Below are 17767 nucleotides of genomic sequence, written 5' to 3'. Positions count from 1 at the left end.
GGTGGTGCGGTCATTATCGAAAACCGGAGCGGCGACGCCCGCGGGGAACTGCTGACTCGCATCGTCAACCGCGTCGCGTACTTCCGACCAGGCTCTTTCGATGGCGCTGGGCTCCAGGGTGTCGTACAGCTCGACTACAATAGATGAAACACCGGTGGAGGACGTCGACTGTACTTCATCCACCTCCGCAATGGCGCGCAGCTCTCGCTCCAGAGGCTTGCTCACAAGCGCCTCAATTCGCGCGGGTTCGGCACCTGGAAAAAACGTCGTTACCGTCGCCACAAAATTTGTGATTGTCGGGTCCTCCTGTCGTCCTAAGGAGCGCATGCTGGCTGCGCCTACCATCAGAATGACAATCACGGTCAACCATAGGTAACGGCTGTGAGAGTAGAGCAGTTTGGCGAGCATGCTTAGGGCTCCCGGCTGTCACTATGCGGCTGTGCAAGGGCCGCATCCCGGGCCCCGAGCGGCGCCACGAGAGTTCCGGGAGCAATGCGATGAACGCCATCTGCAACGAGGGAATCGCCATTTCGTACGGAACCTCGTACGTAGGCTTGATCACCACTTACATGGAGAACCTCAACGACCTCCCGCAACGCCAGAGTGCCACCTTCCAGTTTTCGTAAAACGAGTACTGTCCAAATCCCCCGTTCACCTTCCATGAGCGCTGAAAGAGGGAGCCAGCCACCCGTTTCTGGCTCAGTTCGGGGTAGGCTGACGGACACCGGTTCACCATCGAAGGCGTCGATATCACCGGGCATAGAAAAGATCGCAACGGTAGTCATACTGACTGGATTTACGTCAGAGCGTACAGCGATAAGCGGAGCGCGCAGTTGGCGGTCTCGCCACTGTAGTTCATAGGCGTCTCCCACGGTCAAGAATTGTGCTTGCTCCACAGCCACCCCGATGTGTGCTTCGCGGTTTTGTAGCGATGTAAGGGTAAACACGGGAGCTCCAGGCTGTGTGACTGCGCCACGATCCAAAAGCTGTCGGCCGACTCTCGCAGCGTAGGGCGCTCGGAGGATGGATTTTTCCATGTCGATGTCCAGAGCTTGAAGCTGCGCCTCGGCGGCAGCTAAGGCCGAACGTACTGCTTTTTCAGCCAGTCGTGTGTCGTCGTACAACTGCGCTGAAATAGCGCCGCTCTCAACAAGCGGGGCCTGACGTACGGTTCGCGCGCTAGCTAGCTCTAGCTCAGCACTCGCTTGATCAACGGTAGAGGCGGCAGCACGTCGTCGAGCTTCTAGAGATTGTGTATCAAGCTTGGCAAGTGGCGCGCCAGATTCCACCGCCTGTCCTTCATTTACCAAGACCTCGGCGATTGCACCGGGCACTTCAAACCCTACCTGGCTGCGACTAGCGGCCTGTACCAGGCCTAAAAACTTTTGTTCGCGCTCAAAGCTCGATTGCTCGTTAAATTGCGTTTGCGCAACGGGGATAGGTGGGCGGAGATTCGGCGTCTCATCGGCCGAGACGCGAGCATGCAATGCCAGCGTTACCGAGGTGGTGATAAGCATCGCGACGATCAGTGCGAGGGCACTGCTTGTCCAGCGATGAGATGATAGTTTGGCAACCATGATGTTAGTCCGGTTTCTGTCTATGTTAGAGATCATAACATTTATGTTACAAGTATTAACATCTACGCGGTTTGCTGAGCACGGGATGCGTTTGCTTGAGATTTTGTCGAAAGGCTTGTGTGTACTGGACATTTTCTGCACAGAGCGCTGAGGTGACGCTGCGCCTTGCTACCGAGGGACCTTTTGGCGACAATGCGCGTCCCCGCTAGTTGGGGGTTTTAGGGTGGCCCGGGCGGTCCCCTCGCAATGTCAGGCAGTGAACTCCGCCAGGCCCGGAAGGGAGCAACGGTAATTGCTGGTACATGTGCCGGGGTGTGGCTGTCCGGGCCGCTTCCATTTCGGCTCGGGTAAGGCGTGTTTTATAGTTAAGCGCTGCTCGTACCACGTGCCATTATGGTCAGAGATGACGGACCGGTTTTCGGGTCGTCCAATAACGGGAAAAACATGTCCTATCAGGTGCTGGCGCGAAAATGGCGTCCGGCCACATTTGATGCCCTGGTTGGCCAGGAGCACGTTCTGCAGGCCCTGCGCCACGCGTTGGACAGCAATCGGCTTCATCATGCCTACCTCTTTACCGGCACGCGCGGTGTTGGAAAAACCACGATCGCGCGAATTTTGGCTCGCAGTCTTAACTGTGAGAAGGGCGTCAGTGCAACGCCCTGTGGTGAGTGTGGGAGTTGTGTTGAAATCAGCGAAGGGCGCAGCGTTGACCTCATTGAAGTCGATGCCGCCTCGCGCACCAAGGTCGAGGATACTCGAGAGCTCCTAGATAACGTGCAGTACGCACCCACCCGGTCTCGTTTCAAGGTCTACCTTATCGATGAGGTACACATGCTTTACGGGCACTCATTCAATGCACTTTTGAAAACCCTGGAAGAGCCTCCGGAGCACGTTAAGTTTCTTCTCGCCACCACGGATCCGCAAAAGCTTCCGGCTACGGTTCTGTCCCGCTGTCTGCAATTCAATCTGAAAAACATGTCTGCGCAGCGTGTGGTGGAGCATTTACGCGATGTACTGGCGCAGGAGCAGGTTGATTTCGATGATGCCGCGCTGTGGCAATTAGGTCGAGCGGCTGCGGGCAGCATGCGAGATGCTTTGAGTCTTACGGATCAGGCTATTGCCTTTGGCGACGGCAGCCTTCGTGATGCCGAGGTGGCTTCTATGCTGGGCTCTGTGGATCGCCGTCACGTATATGACCTGCTCTCAGCTTTGTTGGCCGATGACGCAAGGCTATTAATCGATGCTTGCGCTCAGATGGATGAGCAGGGCGTGGATTTTTCGTCTGCGGTTGATGAGTTAGCCAGCGTGCTGCACCGCTGCGCTCTGGCGCAGGCAGTGCCCGGTGCCATTGATCCCGAGTTTGGTGATGCTGAGCGTGTAGCTGAACTCGCTGGAAAGATGACCGCAGAGGATGTTCAGCTGTTCTATGAACTGGCACACAACGCACGGCCGCAAGTGGTGCACGCGAGCGACCCAAGGGCGGCGTTTGAAATGCTCGCGCTGAGATTGCTGGCCTTCCGGCCCGTCGGAGTGCTGGATCCAGGTTTAACTGCCGAAGATTTGCTTGAGCTTCCAATGTCGACCCCGGAGGTCGACGACGCCGCAAAAAAGCCTGAGCCGCCGCCGGCGGCAGTGGTGAGTGAGGCTTCAAAGCCTGAGGTCATACCCGCAGTTGGCAAGCCTGAAACTCCAAAGGTCATAAGCGAGAGCGGAAGCGTAAGTGGAAGCGCAAGTAGAAGCGAAAGTGAAGCTGGCATTCAGGGCGGGCATCCTCCCTGGTACCAGATACTTGAAGCTCTTGGGCTAAGCGGGAGCGCACTGAATATCGCGTCGCACTGTGAAATCGAAGCTGTTAACGGCACGTCCTGGCGCTTGGTTCTTGATGAGAATCGCGCCAACTTGTTCAACGAGCGCCACGTAGCGGTTGTTGCCAAAGCCTTGTCAGAGTGGCAAGAGGAGCCTTGCGTGGTTTCTATCACTCCCGGGGCTGTTTCCAAGGAGACGCCCGCCATGCGCCGCGTGCGACTGGAAGCCGAGCGTCACGAGGTGGCGGTGGCGGAGATCAATGAAGATCCGGAAGTTATGCAGTTGGTGAAAGACTTTGACGCCAAAGTACTGCAAGACTCGGTGACCGTCGATGTCCCGTGATGTCAGGACCGCTGCAGCGGTTGTTTTGGCGTTTTGTTTGATGACTGGAGAGCGAAGAATATGAAGGGCGGCTTAGGTGACATCATGCAGCAGGCGCAGAAGATGCAGGCTGATATGCAGAAAGCGCAAGAAGCGATGGCCGATCTGGAAGTTGTCGGTGAGTCTGGCGCGGGGATGGTGACAGTCACTATGACGGGCCGCCATGACGTGCGCCGCGTCAAGATCGATCCCAGTGTTCTTGGCGAAGACAAGGCCGTGCTGGAGGATCTTCTCGCTGCCGCCGTCAATGATGCCGTGCGGCGCGTCGAAGAGACAAATCGCAAGGCTATGCAGGATCTCACCGGGGGGATGTCCCTGCCGCCCGGTTTTAAGTTTCCGTTCTGATGCATCGTTTCAGTCCTGCTATGGACGCTCTGATCGAGGCTCTGCGATGCCTCCCGGGGGTCGGTCCAAAGTCAGCGCAACGAATGGCGCTGCATCTCCTTGAGCGAAACCGAGAGGGCGCCTCAGCCTTAAGCCGCTCTTTGGCGGATGCAGTCGAGCGAGTCGGGCGATGTCAGCAATGCAGAAATCTTGCAGAGTCTGTGTTGTGCGGTATTTGTGCGGATACGCGCAGGGATCCTTCCTTGCTCTGTATTGTCGAAACACCGGGAGACATATTGGCTATCGAGCAGGCAGGAGGATACCGAGGAAGATATTTCGTACTCATGGGCCACCTTTCACCCATCGATGGAATAGGTCCGGAGGAGATTGGATTGCCGTTACTCGAAGCCCTTGCGAGAGATGGTGAGGTGCAGGAGGTTATTCTCGCGACCAATCCCACGGTTGAAGGTGAAGCCACGGCTTACTACATCACTCGTATGCTTGAACCACTGATTCCTCGCATGTCGCGTATCGCTCATGGAGTGCCTTTGGGCGGTGAGCTGGAATATGTTGATGGATCAACGTTGGCCCATGCTTTTTCTGGCCGGCAGCCGGTGCCCGGATCATGAACTGGACTCTCGTCGAGAGCGATGAAGCCCTGGCTGCTGTACTGGCGAGCCTAAGGGGTGTTACCGAGATTGCGGTAGATACGGAGTTTATGCGGCGTAACAGTTATTACCCGCACGTGGCGCTGCTGCAACTATGCTCCGACGACCATGCCTGGTTGATTGACCCTCTGCAAATTAGCGAGCTTGGTGGTCTCCGCGAGCTGATGACAAATCGCGAGTGCGTCAAAGTACTTCACTCCTGCAGTGAAGACTTGGAAGTGTTTCGCCATTGGTTGGGCGTTGTGCCATCACCATTGGTCGATACCCAGCGGGCTACGGCGCTGCTGGGCAAGGGGTTTGGTGTTGGTTACCGAGCGCTCGTGGAGCAGCTCCTCGGCGTTGAGTTAGAGAAAGGGGAGACTAGGTCAGACTGGCTACAGCGTCCCTTGAGTGAATCCCAATGCCATTACGCAGCGCTGGACGTACTGGAGCTGGTGCCAGCGTGGGCGATTCTCAAGGAAGAGGCCCGGAAACAAGATCGCATGGAATGGATCCTGGATGAAGGGGCAGAGGCGATTCGTTTGCTTCTTGAACGAGAAGGACTTGTTTACCGACGTGTGAAATCAGCGTCACGTTTGTCAAGACGCCAGTTGGAAGCGCTGCGCCGACTATGCGTGTGGCGGGAAGATCTCGCGCGCAACGTCGACAAGCCCAGAGGATGGATAGTTGAAGACAAGGCATTTATCACCATTGCTCAGGCGATGCCTGAAGACCTTGAGGCTCTTGCCAGCCTTGATGCGTTGCCCGCGTCGGTGCTACGAAAACAGGGATCTACATTGATCGCCTGCGTCCACAAAGCCTTGGCGGTTCCAGAAGAGGAGCTTCCTGAGGCTTTGCCGGCGCCTTTGGCTCCCCCACAGCGTAACTTATTGAAGGCGCTCCGTAGCGTCGCCAAAGATATTGCGGCTGAGCTAGTGGTCGCTCCAGAAATTCTTATCTCCACCGCGGACTTGGAGTTACTTATCCGGGAAGCGTCGGGTGCAACCATTACTGAGCCTGAGCGCTGGCAGGGTTGGCGGGCTACTGCTGTGATTGCGCCTTTGCGTGATTCGTTACCTGGAGCTGCCTGACGATGAAGCTTTTGTGTGAGGTCTTCCGCAGCCCGAAAAAAGAAGGTATGTATCTATTTGTTAAGCGCGAAGAAGGCTTGGCCCGCGTCCCGGAAACCTTGTTGGCAATGTTTGGGAGTCCAGAGTCCGCACTGGTTTTTGCTCTGGAATCATCGCGGAAACTAGCGCTGGCAGATGCTGCTACGGTGCTGGCGGCATTGGAGTCCGAAGGATTCTATGTGCAAATGCCGCCGGGGTCATCGCCGGAGCCCACCCTTGATCCGCGACAGAATACACAACAGAAAGAGGGGGCTTTGGATGCTCACTGATAGCGCCTATCTCAGCGCTCTAATTGTTTACTCGCTCTCTGCAATACTTGCTGTGGCCCTCATGAACTATTGGTTGCTTCGGAAACGTTCGCTGGGGGTCAAATTGTTGATTTCGCTGCCGGTGCTTAGCCTATTGCTCACGCCGGCCTTAATACAGCCCGAGGCGGATACCTTTGCACCGGCACTGGTGGTATTGGCTTTTCAATGGTTGAGTCAGGGTCAGGAGGCAGCTGAGCATGCGTTGCGGCCGCTACTGATGTTTACCGCGATAGCGGGTGTCGTTGGCGTCTGTCTGGCATTGCTACTGGGTGTTCTGAGTCGGAGACAGAGTCCGAGCGAAGCAGAGGCGTGAATTGCCAGTAACTTGCCGTGCCTTAGTACTGTTGGGTACTCTTGCGCCCCTTATTATTTCTCGTCGGCGGCTGGAAAGCCGTTGATATCAGTTTTCTCAAAGTGGAGCCCCGTCAATGAAGTTTGAAGGTACTGAGCGTTACGTAGCGACCGAAGATTTGAGTATGGCCGTAAACGCGGCCGTCGCTCTTCAGCGCCCCCTGTTGATTAAGGGGGAGCCAGGCACGGGCAAAACCATGCTAGCCGAAGAGGTTGCGAGCGGCCTGGGAATGCCCCTTATTCAGTGGCACATCAAGTCCACCACCAAGGCGCAGCAGGGTTTATACGAGTACGACGCAGTATCCCGTCTGCGGGATTCCCAGTTGGGTGATGATAAAGTTCACGACGTCAAAAACTACATCAAGAAAGGTAAGCTCTGGGAAGCGTTTACGGCTGAAGAGCAGGTGGTTCTGCTTATCGACGAGGTGGACAAGGCCGACATTGAGTTTCCAAATGATTTGCTGGTTGAGCTCGATCGCATGGAGTTCTTTGTGTACGAAACCGGCGAAACCATTAAAGCGACTCGCCGCCCCATCATTATTATTACCAGCAACAACGAGAAAGAGCTGCCCGACGCGTTTTTGCGCCGCTGTTTCTTCCACTTCATCAACTTCCCGGACAAGAGCACGATGCAGCGTATTGTTGATGTCCACTATCCGGAGATCACGCAGACTCTGGTACAAGAAGCCTTGGAAGTATTCTTTGACCTCCGCTCCGTTCCGGGGCTTAAGAAGAAGCCCTCCACGTCAGAGCTCATTGACTGGTTAAAGCTGTTGATGGCGGACGACATTCCCGATGAGATACTTCGCGAGAGGGATCAATCCAAGGCCATACCGCCGCTTTATGGTGCGCTCCTGAAGAACGAGCAGGATGTACACCTCCTTGAAAGACTTGCGTTTATGCATCGTCGAGAGACGCGTTAAGCGGCGAAGTCGAGGGTTACGGCGTGTTGATAAATTTCTTCAGTTCTCTTCGTGACGCTGGGATTCCCGTCACCACTCGGGAGCTCCTGGATCTCTACGAAGGCCTGAGTAAGCATGTGGCCTTTGGTAGTGCCGATGACTTTTACTTCTTTAGTCGCACTTGCCTTGTCAAAGACGAGAAGTACTTCGATCGCTTTGATAAGGCTTTCGGCGCCCACTTTGAAGAGCTTCAGGATCTCGATGATGTAATCGAGGCGATGATTCCGGATGACTGGCTGCGCAGCGAGTTTATGAAGCAGCTTTCAGAGGAAGAGAAAGAGAAGATAGAGTCTTTAGGCGGGCTCGAAAAGCTCATCGAAGAATTCAAAAAACGCCTGGAAGAACAGAAAAAGAGGCACGAAGGCGGGAATAAGTGGGTCGGTACCGGGGGTACCTCACCCTTCGGGCAAGAGGGCTACCACCCCGAGGGTATTCGCGTCGGCCCCAACGGGGGTAACGGCAAAGCGGTGAAGGTTTGGGACCGCCGGGATTTTAAAAATCTCGACGACAGCGTGGAGCTGGGTACCCGGAACATCAAGATGGCGCTCCGCCGCCTGCGCAAGTTTGCACGCAACGGTGCAGCTGACGAGTTAGATCTCGATGACACTATCCGCTCTACGGCGAGAAATGCCGGGCTGTTGGACATTCGTATGGTGCCGGAGCGGCACAATGCGGTGAAAGTGTTGCTGTTCTTTGATGTGGGCGGCTCTATGGATCCCCACGTGCGTGTTTGCGAAGAGCTATTCTCGGCGACGCGTACAGAGTTTAAGCACATGGAGAGTTTTTACTTCCACAATTTCTTTTATGAAAGCGTGTGGAAGAACAACGTACGCCGGCACGCAGAGCGCACGAACATGCTCGACATCCTGCATAAGTACGCCCATGACTACAAAGTGATCATCATCGGTGACGCTTCGATGTCCCCCTACGAAATCATGCAGCCTGGTGGTTCCGTAGAGCACTGGAACGAGGAAAGTGGCGAGGTTTGGATGCGCCGCGTTCTGGAAACTTATGACAAGGCGGTGTGGATTAATCCTGTCCCGCAGGAAGAGTGGGAGTACACCCAGTCGATTACGATTACTCACCAGCTCATGGAAGGGCGGATGCATCCCCTGACACTCAAGGGACTCGAAGACGCGATGACGTACCTGTCCCGTTAGCCCGGGGCGGAGTGTTTCATTTACCTGTGGATGCAATGTAAGCCACGAGAGCACCGCTTACAGCGACATTAAGGGACTCCACGCCGTTCTGCATAGGTATTGACAGATTTTCTCCAGGGAGCTCACTGAGCTCTTTTGAGATTCCGTGGGATTCACCGCCGAGAACAAAAAGAGCGCGCCTTGAAAAACCGCTGCCGTCGAACAAGCTGCGTGAGCCCTTTGCCTGAAGTCGGTACAACTCAAAACCTGAGTCACAGAGTGCTCTGCTGGCTTGCGTAATACTTTGGCAGCGCAGCAGCGGGGCACGAAACACGGTTCCTGCACTGGCTTTAATAACCAATGGGCCTAGCGCAGGGTTACCGCGATCGGCATAAAGAACCCCAGTGACGCCGGCTGCGGCAGCACTGCGAATCACCATTCCCATATTTTGGGGGTTAGTGACGCCGTCGAGGGCCAAAAGGCGTTGGGGCGCGTCGCTCAGGGTGTTCAGGGTTGTGAGGTAGTCGTCAAGCTCACGCATCGCGGGACAGTAAACATCCAGAGCAACCCCCTGATCCTGGCGTCCATTGCGAGAAATGCGCGCCAGTTCTTCGCGACTGTGCTCGCGGTAGTCGAGACCTCGTGACTGCGCAGCGCGCCGGATCTCTTTGACGACACCACCGCTGCGGTTACTTTTTGCTAAATGCAGGATTCGGCAGTCCATCTGCGGATCTTCAAGTGCTTCCAGAACAGCGTTGCGTCCGTAGACTGTGAGAAAGCGTCGTCTCTCCTGTCGCTGCGGTTTGCGGTTGTCACCCATGCTAAGCTCGTGTGCCAAAGAAGGCGGAATGATGGACGAAGTGAGCCTGATTCTCTATAGCACCGAGGGCTGCCACCTCTGCGAAGAGGCGGAGGCGCTGCTGCGGGTGGTTAAGGAAACTTCCCCGCTCCTTACATGGCAGGTTGTGGACATTGCCAACGACGATGCGCTTTTTCAGAAGTATGGCTGGCTAATCCCTGTACTCAGTTTGCCCACGGCAAACGCAACGGACGCTGATTTTGAGTTGCGCTGGCCGTTCGATGGGCCTGCACTCGTGGCGTTTCTAAGGGACTCTGGGTTCGCAGCTCAATCTTAGCGGGGCTAAGGGCCATTCGCGGCGTGTGCATGCGTTTTTAGCCGACCCGAACAGCCAGGACATCAACAGTGGCTCCGTGAAGAACGCCGTTCGCTGTAGAGCCCATGAGTAACGCCAAACCGTAACGGCCGTGGCTGCCTACTACGATGAGATCCGCGCCTATCTCTTCTGCCATAGAGTGAATTTCCACTTCGGGGCGTCCCAGTACGACATGTCGACGATCTTTTTCGACGCCGTGCTTGGTGCCGAATTTCTCTAACTGCTGGTCCGCTTGTTGATGGATCTCATCCTGAATCCCGGAGAAGTCCATGGGGATATCTCCCCCATAGGCGAAGCTCAGTGGTTCGATAACATGGATGATATGCAATGAAGCGTCGTTGTTTCGGGCGATCGCCAGCGCGCGCTGAGCAACGGTGTCGGAGTCTTCGCTGAGATCGACGGCCATGAGAATTTTACTGTAGTTGGACATAGGCTCTCTCCACGTTTGATTGCTGCCAATCTTGTCGTTGGTGGTGGCGTTCACTATCACTGCTGATAGCATGCGCCTCGTCATGACTTATTTATAACATAGTGATTTGTGTCGAAAACATCGAATAGATCAATAGAAAGCGGGAGTCTTTTGTGGGTTACGCCATTATTGCGCTGGTTTTACTCTTGGCGCTCGCTCCACTTTGGCATTTCATGCCAACCAAACGCCAAAAACATCAGGCTCGGCTGCGCGAATGCGCGGCGCTCGCAGGAATGTTTGTGGAGTTTCGTGATTTGCCGTTGGGAGCTGAGCGACTCGCGCGTTTATCCGCGAGTGAGCGTCAGGTGCTTTACTACGGATTGAGATTACCTGTGTCACGAAAGAGCCCGCGAGAACGGCGCGCTTGGTACCGTGATCAACAGGAATGGCGAAGCGTGTCAGGAAGGGTCTCGGCCCCGGGCATTACACAGAATCTGCCAGTCTCTATACAGGCCGTGGCGGTGTCTGAAGAGAGCTGCGGGATATTTTGGCAAGAGCAAGGTGATGAGGATTTGGTGCGCGAAATTGCCGCCTTACTGGAGTCTTGGCGGGACGATCTTGTGTCGCTCTGATCATCGATTCCCTTGACCGAGCCTCGGCGGAGCTATATATATGCGCCCCTTCGATCGTTTCTGCCGCTATGGATTAGCGCCGTAGACAACGATTAACGTTTCTTTACTGAGAACAGGCCAACAACCCCTATGGGTAAATCCCTTGTCATTGTCGAATCCCCCGCGAAGGCCAAGACTATCAATAAGTACTTGGGCAACGACTTCGTGGTTAAGTCCAGCGTAGGCCACATCCGTGATCTACCAACGGCAGGGTCCGCCAAGACGACTGATGCGAAAGAGCGCGCTGCAAAGGCTGCCCAGACTCGCAAAATGTCGCCCGAGCAAAAGGCCGTGCAGAAAAAAACGCGAGCACGTGAGCAGTTGGTTCGCCGCATGGGTATTGATCCTGACCAAGGATGGGAAGCGAACTACGAAATCCTGCCGGGTAAGGAGAAGGTTGTTTCGGAGCTGCGTAAGTTAGCCGAAAACGCCGACACGGTTTATCTCGCAACGGATCTCGATCGCGAGGGAGAGGCGATTGCCTGGCATCTTCGTGAAGCTATTGGCGGTGATGACGACCGCTACCAACGGGTGGTGTTTAACGAGATTACCAAAAAGGCAATTCAGGACGCCTTCTCCCAGCCGTCACGTATAGATCAAGCTCGGGTGAATGCCCAACAGGCACGACGTTTTCTGGATCGCGTTGTGGGCTACATGGTGTCGCCCTTGTTGTGGGCGAAGGTTGCTCGGGGTTTGTCCGCAGGGCGTGTGCAGTCTGTGGCGGTACGCTTGATCGTTGAGCGCGAACGAGAGATTCGTGCATTTGTCCCAGAGGAGTACTGGGAGATCCATGCGGATCTCGAAACCAAGGCGGCCGAAAAAGCGCGTTTTGAAGTACGGCGTCTCCGCGGCGAGAAATTCCGTCCAAACAATGAAACAGACGCCATAGCGGCGAGAGACGCGCTTGCCGAGGCGGACTATGTCGTTAGCGACCGTGAAGACAAGCCCACGCGCTCCAAGCCGCCGGCGCCGTTTATTACCTCGACCCTTCAACAGGCAGCGAGCACCCGTCTGAGCTTTAGTGTGAAGAAGACCATGATGTTGGCTCAGCGGCTCTACGAAGCGGGCTACATTACCTACATGAGAACCGACTCCACGAATCTTAGTGCAGATGCTGTGCAGGCCTGTCGGGATTACATCAAGGGTGCTTACCCCAAGGAATATTTGCCCGAGCAAGCGGCTCGCTATTCTTCCAGTGACAATGCTCAGGAAGCGCACGAAGCTATTCGACCATCGGATGTGAACGTTCTGCAGGGACATTTGCAGAATATGGAGCGTGATGCGGAGCGTCTTTACGAGCTGATATGGCGTCAGTTCGTGGCCGGACAAATGCCAGCGGCCGAGTACACCTCGACAACTATCACGGTGAGTGCTGGAGACTTTCATCTCACGACCCGTGGTCGCATCGTACGCTTCGATGGCTATACCCGTGTGCAGCCGCCTCAGGGGCGCAAGGCGGAAGATACGGTATTGCCTGATCTTTCAAAGGGCGATGAGCTTTCTTTGCTTAAGTTGGATCCTGTGCAGCATTTCACGGCTCCTCCCGCGCGTTACGGTGAGGCGAAGCTCGTGAGTGAGCTGGAGAAGCGGGGAATAGGGCGGCCTTCGACCTATGCGTCGATCATTTCCACTATTCAGGATCGAGGTTATGTCCGCCTGGAGAACCGGCGTTTCTACGCCGAGAAAATGGGTGAAATAGTCACGGATCGCCTCGAAAACAGCTTTAGCGATCTTTTGGACTACGGCTTTACCGCCGGGATGGAGGAGCATCTTGATTCCGTCGCCGACGGCAAGCTGGACTGGCGCCAGTTGTTGGATGACTTTTATACCGAGTTCAAAGAACGGGTAGAGCGCGCGGAGCTTCCTGAGCCCGATGGCATGCAGGCCAATGCTCCCACGATGACAGATATCCCCTGCAAGGTTTGCGAACGGCCAATGCAGATCCGCACGGCAAGTACTGGCGTGTTTTTGGGCTGTTCTGGTTACGCGTTGCCACCGAAAGAGCGCTGCAAAGAGACCGTCAACCTAATTCCAGGCGACGAAGTCATAGACGCCGACGCGGATGATGAGGCCGAATCACGATTGCTGCGGAGCAAACACCGCTGCAAGATTTGTAACGCGGCTATGGACAGCTATCTCATAGACGAGGAGCGTAAGTTACACGTTTGCGGTAACAATCCTGATTGCTCCGGCTTTGAGGTTGAGCTCGGTAAGTACAAGATTAAGGGCTACGATGGCCCCACGTTGGAATGCGATAAATGCGCTAGCGAAATGCAGCTTAAGACAGGGCGTTTCGGTAAGTACTTTGGCTGCACCAATAGCGAGTGTAAGAACACCCGCAAACTATTGCGCAGTGGTGAGCCTGCGCCACCTAAGATGGATCCGGTGCAGATGCCCGAGCTCATCTGCGACAAGGTAGAGGATCACTACGTGTTGCGCGACGGCGCAGCGGGTCTGTTTCTTGCCGCTAGCCAGTTTCCCAAACACCGGGAGACGCGTGCCCCTTTGGTGAAGGAGCTGCTGCCCCATAAGGACGAAATCGATCCTAAATACACTTTCTTGTTTGACGCCCCTGTCGAAGATGGTAGCGGTAACCCCGCACAGATCCGTTACAGTCGAAAGACGAAAGAACAATATGTAATGACTGAGGTGGACGGCAAGGCGACGGGTTGGAAGGCTTTTCACGACGGTGGACGCTGGCAAATAGAAGAGCCGCCAAAACGAAAGCCCAAGGCCAAGGCGAAAGCCAAGACAAAGACTAAAGCGAAGACGAAGGCCAAGGCGAAAGCCAAGGCAAAACCTTCTCCGGCGTCCTAAGGCATGGCTCGGTCGCGAAGCGAAGCGAACCGGGCTCTGTATCGCGCCCGGATTCTTTTGGAGGCGTGGAATTACATGCGAGGGGAGGGTGCCCATTCTGACGCGGCGCTTATCGATGGGTTCCTGCCCGCTGTGAGAGGTCACCTGATAAAAGCCTATGGCTGGTTTCTGTTGTCGCTCACGGGCGTTGAAGAGCCAGTCACAGCAGTATGTCCGCGGAGCACTCAGGAGCTGCCAGCGCCCGAGGCGGGGAAGGCGCTTGGTCCCGAGATCGCGGAGTTCGCGCAGTTAGAGAACAGTGGCTGGCTTGCCCAAATGCTGTCTGACGACGACGATCAAAACCATGCCCACGACGCTAAAGATATGAGCCCGAAGCCCGCACAAGGGCTTTTAGTGAGTGACAGAGAGCCACCGGGGTTCCCCGTGGCCCTGGCTTGGGCAGACGCTTTAACTGCAATTATGACGCGCATGGACGATTCTTTGTCCGAGTGTTGAGTACCTTTGCCCCGCGCCTCGACTTGTGAGGGAGGGATGAGGGCTGCTACCATTCTGTTGCATCTCTCAATTAGAGGTTATTGCGTGCCTACATCTTTGCTCGAGATCGTGGATCTCGGTGATGGCGACATTGTTCTACAACGTGCTGATGACGACAGCGAGCCCCTCGTGACCATCAGTTTTTCAGACGAAACCCGAATGTACATAATGGATCAGGGACTGGAAGTGGCTAAAGCCATGATTCAGGCTGGTATCCAGGCGGCCGCGCAGGTAGCCGAGCAGACGGACGTTGAAGTAGAGACGGAGCCCACCCAAACCGCCCCCCGCATTCTTCACTGATTCGCGGTGGGGCCCCCAGCTTTAGGCGCGGTCAGCGTCCAGAAGCGTCTCTTCCAGACTCTGACACAGGGATTGGGCTAAGCCAGAATTCCCTAATGACTAGTACAAGCCCTTACTGTCTGGCTATGCAGAACGCTAAATAGACCTGCGGATAATCCCTACGCTCAGGCCTTCTATCGCAAAGTCGGTCTCTGCGAGATCTACCTTGATAGGCGAGAGTTGATCGTTCTCCGGAAGTAATTGCAGGTGGCGCTTATCACGCCCGCGCTTCAAGCGTTTAACAGTCACTTCGTCATCTATACGCGCCACGACAATCGCGCCGTTATCGGCAACGGGCGTGCTATGCACCGCGAGCAGGTCTCCGTCGTGAATACCGACGTTGATCATGCTGTCTCCCTGGACGCGAAGTAGATAGTCCGCGGGAGGATGAAACATTGAAGGATCTACCGCACAGTGCTCCTCAACGTTTTCGGCGGCGAGAATAGGCTCGCCGGCAGCGACTTTACCTACGATTGGTAATCCCGCTTCCTCAGGCAGCCTTATACCTCGCGATGCCCCGGGGATGATCTCGATAGCGCCTTTGCGGGCAAGAGCCTTCAAGTGTTCTTCAGCGGCATTAGCCGACTTGAACCCCAGTTCTTTTGCTATATCTGCTCTCGTTGGGGGCATGCCGGTGTCACCAATATGGCGTCGTATAACGTCCAGAACTTGTTCCTGGCGGGCGGTGAGCTTAAGCATAGGGCACCTGTGAATATGTACAGTGCCTGTGATTATATACAGTAAAAGGCTTGTGGCAACCGGTATGTGCGGGAGGCCAGACCTTAGGCTTTGAGTGCTAAGGCCTAAAACTCCTCGAGGGCCAGTATCGTGTCGGGCTCAATGGCTGACAGGGGACTTGCCCACTGGAGTGGGTGCATGGCCGCGTCGGGATCGCTCTCATCCGCATCATCAAGTTCGAATGCTGTACGCCAGTCTTCCGGTGCGGCAGCGGTGCGTAGTTTAAGTTCAGCCCAGACATCAAACTCAAAGTCGGCTATTTCGCCATCCAGGTATTGAACTTGCACGTTTGCTTCGTCGGCGTCCAGTGACACGATTTCAAACAGCTGGCCGCTTTCTTTATCCTGATACCAGCGGCCCAGTTTTGGAACAAATTGACTCATAGTTTCCCTACCTCCAATTACAAAACTATCAGCAATCTACAGAGATGCCAGCCCAAAAAAGTGTCACTCGAGCGCGACACTTTTGCGGGGATTTGTGCCGCTTTCAGATGATGCTTGGCTATTCAGACACTTGCGATTGCTGCTGCAACAAACCTCTGAGGTCGCTCGGGCACTGTTATACTTTGGCTGCCTTAACGGCGGTTTCTACATGCTCAAATAGTCTAAAAACGAGTCAGGATCGACATGGAATCACAGCTCACGGTCGCTTTTGCGCACATTGCTAACAGCTTGAATCTCCCCTGGGTTTGGGTGGCCGTGACAGGTCTCTTGCTCATCGCGCTGCTTGGTCAATGGATCATTGGAGTGTTGCTAAGACGGTTGTATCGCCTGGCCCAGCAGTCCGAGCAGCAGTGGGACGATGCATTTGTGGTGGCACTCATTGCTCCCGCCAAGCTGGCCTGGTGGTTGCTGTTGCTGACGCTGCTCTTTGCGCTGCTACCAGCGCTGGCTTCCGTCCGGGGAGTGGGACTAACGACGCTTCATGCCTCATTGGTTCTTCTCGTGCCGTGGTTTCTTCATCGTTTGATTACGAACGTCGAAGAGCAGGTGGTTCTTGCAAAGTTCTCCGACGGCACCTCTGTCGATAAGGCCACGGTACGTTCAACCGCTAGGCTTCTCCGTGTCGCCCTGTGGTTAGTCACCGTCCTCATGCTCCTGCAGACGCTGGGTGTTTCGGTATCAGGGCTGCTGGCCTTTGGGGGTATCGGGGGCATTGCCGTTGGTTTTGCGGCCAAGGATTTGCTCGCCAACTTCTTTGGTGGGCTGGGTATCCATATGGATCGCCCCTTTACCATTGGAGACTGGGTGCGCTCTCCGGACCGTGCACTGGAAGGCACCGTAGAAGACATTGGATGGCGAGTGACGAGGATTCGAACTTTCGATAAGAGGCCGCTGTACGTTCCCAACTCGGTGTTTAGTCAAATTGTGATTGAAAATCCGTCGCGCATGCTCAATCGACGTATCTATGAAAAGTTCGGGTTGCGCTACGAGGATAGCCGCAGCGTAGGGCCGGTTGTGGATGCTGTACGCGAGATGTTGAACAGCCACGATGCGATTGATACCGGCCAGACTATCATCGTGAATTTTGAATCCTTTGGGGGATCATCTTTGGATTGCTTTTTGTACTGCCACACGCGGACGACGAATTGGGTTGAGTACCACGGTGTAAAGCAAGATGTCTTGATGAAAGTTCTGGACATTGTGCATAAGCATGGCGCCGACATTGCTTTTCCCACGCGGACATTGCACATGCAGGGTTCCATTGAGGAGATGGGCTCATGAGCATTGGGCTGATTGGCGGTACAGGGCTCAATAAGCTTGAGGGTTTGGAGGTTCTGGCATCTCATGCGGTGGATACTCCCTATGGGCAACCTTCGATGGCCATCGAAGAGGGCGTACTAAGCGGCCGCAAGTTGTTTTTTCTTCATCGCCATGGCGGCAGTGGAGGACCTGTCCCTCCGCACCTCGTGAACTATCGCGCTAACTTGTGGGCGCTGAGGGAGTTGGGGGTAGAGCGGATACTTGCGGCTAATGCCGTGGGCGCCATTAGCCCGTCAATGATGCCGGGGAAGTTAATCATTCCCCATCAGTTGATCGACTATACCTGGGGGCGCGAGCACAGCTTTGACGACGGCAGTAGCGGAAGTTTGCAGCACGTAGACTTTACACACCCCTACGATGAGGCGCTGCGAAGCGAACTCATGCGAGCGGCGGATGGTGCTGGTGTCGCCTATATCGACGGTGCGGTTATGGGCGTTGTTCAGGGGCCGCGGCTTGAAACGGCAGCTGAGGTGAAGCGCTTTTCTCAGGATGGATGCGATCTCTTGGGAATGACGGGTATGCCTGAAGCCGCGTTGTCGCGGGAACTGGAGATCCCCTACGCAGCCGTGTGCATGGTGGTTAATGCGGCAGCGGGTATCAGCGATGCGCCCATTTCTATGGATGCTATTCGAGCGACGCTACTGTCAGAAACCGCGCTGTTTGCTGAATTCCTTACGGCTTTTTTAAAGCAGTAAG

The 17767-nt window shown here is 55.2% G+C and carries 21 protein-coding genes and 1 other RNA gene; 16 read left to right on the top strand and 6 right to left on the bottom strand.

All coding sequences use genetic code 11. The features are described 5' to 3' along the window. Both AB8B76_RS12700 and AB8B76_RS12695 read right to left on the bottom strand, forming a co-directional pair. Window positions 1–408: efflux RND transporter permease subunit (locus AB8B76_RS12700; protein WP_405272990.1), on the bottom strand; the 408-nt coding region annotated here is incomplete at its 3' end. A 2-nt stretch (window positions 409–410) separates the two neighbouring features. Then, window positions 411–1577: an efflux RND transporter periplasmic adaptor subunit gene (locus AB8B76_RS12695; protein ID WP_405272989.1), complete on the bottom strand. Its 1167-nt coding sequence runs from the start codon at window positions 1575–1577 to the stop codon at window positions 411–413. Between the two features lie 230 nt (window positions 1578–1807). Here AB8B76_RS12695 and ffs point away from each other — a divergent pair. The 9 genes from ffs (at window position 1808) to AB8B76_RS12650 (ending at window position 8646) form a co-directional block, all read left to right on the top strand. Beyond that, an RNA gene (gene ffs, locus AB8B76_RS12690) (signal recognition particle sRNA small type) lies at window positions 1808–1904 on the top strand. 117 nt (window positions 1905–2021) lie between these two features. Then, the gene (gene dnaX / locus AB8B76_RS12685) at window positions 2022–3725 is read left to right on the top strand and encodes a DNA polymerase III subunit gamma/tau (RefSeq protein ID WP_405272991.1); all 1704 of its coding nucleotides are present in this window, start codon (window positions 2022–2024) and stop codon (window positions 3723–3725) included. 60 nt (window positions 3726–3785) lie between these two features. Further along, the gene (locus tag AB8B76_RS12680) at window positions 3786–4109 is read left to right on the top strand and encodes a YbaB/EbfC family nucleoid-associated protein (protein ID WP_405272987.1); all 324 of its coding nucleotides are present in this window, start codon (window positions 3786–3788) and stop codon (window positions 4107–4109) included. Next, window positions 4109–4717 carry a recombination mediator RecR gene (gene recR, locus AB8B76_RS12675; RefSeq protein WP_405272985.1) on the top strand — a complete coding sequence of 203 codons (609 nt, stop codon included), beginning with the start codon at window positions 4109–4111 and terminating at the stop codon, window positions 4715–4717. Before AB8B76_RS12680 ends, recR begins: the two co-directional genes overlap by 1 nt. Beyond that, a complete protein-coding gene (rnd, locus tag AB8B76_RS12670; protein WP_405272984.1) occupies window positions 4714–5826 on the top strand; it encodes a ribonuclease D in 1113 nt (370 codons plus the stop codon). Before recR ends, rnd begins: the two co-directional genes overlap by 4 nt. Before the next feature lie 2 nt (window positions 5827–5828). Then, window positions 5829–6134, top strand: coding sequence for a YcgL domain-containing protein (locus AB8B76_RS12665; protein WP_405272983.1), 306 nt, complete (start codon window positions 5829–5831; stop codon window positions 6132–6134). Further along, the gene (locus tag AB8B76_RS12660) at window positions 6124–6486 is read left to right on the top strand and encodes a hypothetical protein (protein WP_405272982.1); all 363 of its coding nucleotides are present in this window, start codon (window positions 6124–6126) and stop codon (window positions 6484–6486) included. Before AB8B76_RS12665 ends, AB8B76_RS12660 begins: the two co-directional genes overlap by 11 nt. A gap of 115 nt (window positions 6487–6601) precedes the next feature. After that, a complete protein-coding gene (locus tag AB8B76_RS12655) occupies window positions 6602–7447 on the top strand; it encodes an AAA family ATPase (protein WP_405272981.1) in 846 nt (281 codons plus the stop codon). Window positions 7448–7470: 23 nt separating this feature from the next. Beyond that, on the top strand, window positions 7471–8646 hold the full coding sequence (locus AB8B76_RS12650; RefSeq protein WP_405272979.1) for a vWA domain-containing protein: 1176 nt from the start codon (window positions 7471–7473) through the stop codon (window positions 8644–8646). A gap of 16 nt (window positions 8647–8662) precedes the next feature. On the opposite strand, the gene AB8B76_RS12645 is transcribed toward AB8B76_RS12650, so the two are convergent. Continuing rightward, window positions 8663–9445 carry a TrmH family RNA methyltransferase gene (locus AB8B76_RS12645; protein ID WP_405272977.1) on the bottom strand — a complete coding sequence of 261 codons (783 nt, stop codon included), beginning with the start codon at window positions 9443–9445 and terminating at the stop codon, window positions 8663–8665. Here AB8B76_RS12645 and AB8B76_RS12640 point away from each other — a divergent pair. Continuing rightward, the gene (locus AB8B76_RS12640) at window positions 9444–9761 is read left to right on the top strand and encodes a glutaredoxin family protein (protein WP_405272975.1); all 318 of its coding nucleotides are present in this window, start codon (window positions 9444–9446) and stop codon (window positions 9759–9761) included. The two genes, AB8B76_RS12645 and AB8B76_RS12640, sit on opposite strands and share 2 nt — an antisense overlap. A gap of 37 nt (window positions 9762–9798) precedes the next feature. Here the strand turns inward: AB8B76_RS12640 and AB8B76_RS12635 are convergent, their stop codons facing one another. Beyond that, window positions 9799–10230: a universal stress protein gene (locus AB8B76_RS12635; RefSeq protein ID WP_405272973.1), complete on the bottom strand. Its 432-nt coding sequence runs from the start codon at window positions 10228–10230 to the stop codon at window positions 9799–9801. A gap of 152 nt (window positions 10231–10382) precedes the next feature. On the opposite strand from AB8B76_RS12635, the gene AB8B76_RS12630 reads away from it, so the two are divergent. The 4 genes from AB8B76_RS12630 to AB8B76_RS12615 all read left to right on the top strand — a co-directional run bounded on the left by AB8B76_RS12630 (window position 10383) and on the right by AB8B76_RS12615 (window position 14531). Next, on the top strand, window positions 10383–10841 hold the full coding sequence (locus AB8B76_RS12630) for a hypothetical protein (protein ID WP_405272972.1): 459 nt from the start codon (window positions 10383–10385) through the stop codon (window positions 10839–10841). 129 nt (window positions 10842–10970) lie between these two features. Further along, window positions 10971–13697 carry a type I DNA topoisomerase gene (gene topA, locus AB8B76_RS12625; RefSeq protein WP_405272970.1) on the top strand — a complete coding sequence of 909 codons (2727 nt, stop codon included), beginning with the start codon at window positions 10971–10973 and terminating at the stop codon, window positions 13695–13697. Window positions 13698–13700: 3 nt separating this feature from the next. Beyond that, complete coding sequence (locus AB8B76_RS12620; protein ID WP_405272968.1) at window positions 13701–14192, top strand: hypothetical protein; 492 nt, start codon at window positions 13701–13703, stop codon at window positions 14190–14192. 84 nt (window positions 14193–14276) lie between these two features. Next, complete coding sequence (locus AB8B76_RS12615) at window positions 14277–14531, top strand: hypothetical protein (protein ID WP_023659592.1); 255 nt, start codon at window positions 14277–14279, stop codon at window positions 14529–14531. Between the two features lie 135 nt (window positions 14532–14666). On the opposite strand, the gene lexA is transcribed toward AB8B76_RS12615, so the two are convergent. Continuing rightward, complete coding sequence (lexA, locus tag AB8B76_RS12610) at window positions 14667–15269, bottom strand: transcriptional repressor LexA (protein ID WP_405272966.1); 603 nt, start codon at window positions 15267–15269, stop codon at window positions 14667–14669. Between the two features lie 104 nt (window positions 15270–15373). After that, the gene (locus AB8B76_RS12605) at window positions 15374–15691 is read right to left on the bottom strand and encodes a DUF6763 family protein (RefSeq protein ID WP_405272965.1); all 318 of its coding nucleotides are present in this window, start codon (window positions 15689–15691) and stop codon (window positions 15374–15376) included. Between the two features lie 243 nt (window positions 15692–15934). Here AB8B76_RS12605 and AB8B76_RS12600 point away from each other — a divergent pair, with 243 nt between their 5' ends. Both AB8B76_RS12600 and AB8B76_RS12595 read left to right on the top strand, forming a co-directional pair. Continuing rightward, window positions 15935–17032, top strand: coding sequence for a mechanosensitive ion channel family protein (locus AB8B76_RS12600; RefSeq protein ID WP_405272963.1), 1098 nt, complete (start codon window positions 15935–15937; stop codon window positions 17030–17032). After that, window positions 17029–17766: an S-methyl-5'-thioinosine phosphorylase gene (locus tag AB8B76_RS12595; protein ID WP_405272962.1), complete on the top strand. Its 738-nt coding sequence runs from the start codon at window positions 17029–17031 to the stop codon at window positions 17764–17766. The genes AB8B76_RS12600 and AB8B76_RS12595 overlap by 4 nt, the downstream gene beginning before the upstream one ends. The last annotated feature ends 1 nt before the right edge of the window (window position 17767 follow it).

It is taken from the genome of Congregibacter sp., assembly GCF_045107095.1.
Lineage (GTDB): Bacteria > Pseudomonadota > Gammaproteobacteria > Pseudomonadales > Halieaceae > Congregibacter.
Note: the sequence above shows the minus strand (reverse complement) of the source record. Positions and strands in the feature narration are given on the sequence as shown.

What these genes read in the sequence shown, in the direction of transcription:
- AB8B76_RS12695 (WP_405272989.1), bottom strand. Translation starts at nt 1,577, where the DNA reads ATGGTTGCCAAACTATCATCTCATCGCTGGACAAGCAGTGCCCTCGCA.
- dnaX (WP_405272991.1), top strand. Translation starts at nt 2,022, where the DNA reads ATGTCCTATCAGGTGCTGGCGCGAAAATGGCGTCCGGCCACATTTGAT.
- AB8B76_RS12680 (WP_405272987.1), top strand. Translation starts at nt 3,786, where the DNA reads ATGAAGGGCGGCTTAGGTGACATCATGCAGCAGGCGCAGAAGATGCAG.
- recR (WP_405272985.1), top strand. Translation starts at nt 4,109, where the DNA reads ATGCATCGTTTCAGTCCTGCTATGGACGCTCTGATCGAGGCTCTGCGA.
- rnd (WP_405272984.1), top strand. Translation starts at nt 4,714, where the DNA reads ATGAACTGGACTCTCGTCGAGAGCGATGAAGCCCTGGCTGCTGTACTG.
- AB8B76_RS12665 (WP_405272983.1), top strand. Translation starts at nt 5,829, where the DNA reads ATGAAGCTTTTGTGTGAGGTCTTCCGCAGCCCGAAAAAAGAAGGTATG.
- AB8B76_RS12660 (WP_405272982.1), top strand. Translation starts at nt 6,124, where the DNA reads ATGCTCACTGATAGCGCCTATCTCAGCGCTCTAATTGTTTACTCGCTC.
- AB8B76_RS12655 (WP_405272981.1), top strand. Translation starts at nt 6,602, where the DNA reads ATGAAGTTTGAAGGTACTGAGCGTTACGTAGCGACCGAAGATTTGAGT.
- AB8B76_RS12640 (WP_405272975.1), top strand. Translation starts at nt 9,444, where the DNA reads ATGCTAAGCTCGTGTGCCAAAGAAGGCGGAATGATGGACGAAGTGAGC.
- AB8B76_RS12645 (WP_405272977.1), bottom strand. Translation starts at nt 9,445, where the DNA reads ATGGGTGACAACCGCAAACCGCAGCGACAGGAGAGACGACGCTTTCTC.
- AB8B76_RS12635 (WP_405272973.1), bottom strand. Translation starts at nt 10,230, where the DNA reads ATGTCCAACTACAGTAAAATTCTCATGGCCGTCGATCTCAGCGAAGAC.
- topA (WP_405272970.1), top strand. Translation starts at nt 10,971, where the DNA reads ATGGGTAAATCCCTTGTCATTGTCGAATCCCCCGCGAAGGCCAAGACT.
- AB8B76_RS12620 (WP_405272968.1), top strand. Translation starts at nt 13,701, where the DNA reads ATGGCTCGGTCGCGAAGCGAAGCGAACCGGGCTCTGTATCGCGCCCGG.
- lexA (WP_405272966.1), bottom strand. Translation starts at nt 15,269, where the DNA reads ATGCTTAAGCTCACCGCCCGCCAGGAACAAGTTCTGGACGTTATACGA.
- AB8B76_RS12605 (WP_405272965.1), bottom strand. Translation starts at nt 15,691, where the DNA reads ATGAGTCAATTTGTTCCAAAACTGGGCCGCTGGTATCAGGATAAAGAA.
- AB8B76_RS12600 (WP_405272963.1), top strand. Translation starts at nt 15,935, where the DNA reads ATGGAATCACAGCTCACGGTCGCTTTTGCGCACATTGCTAACAGCTTG.
- AB8B76_RS12595 (WP_405272962.1), top strand. Translation starts at nt 17,029, where the DNA reads ATGAGCATTGGGCTGATTGGCGGTACAGGGCTCAATAAGCTTGAGGGT.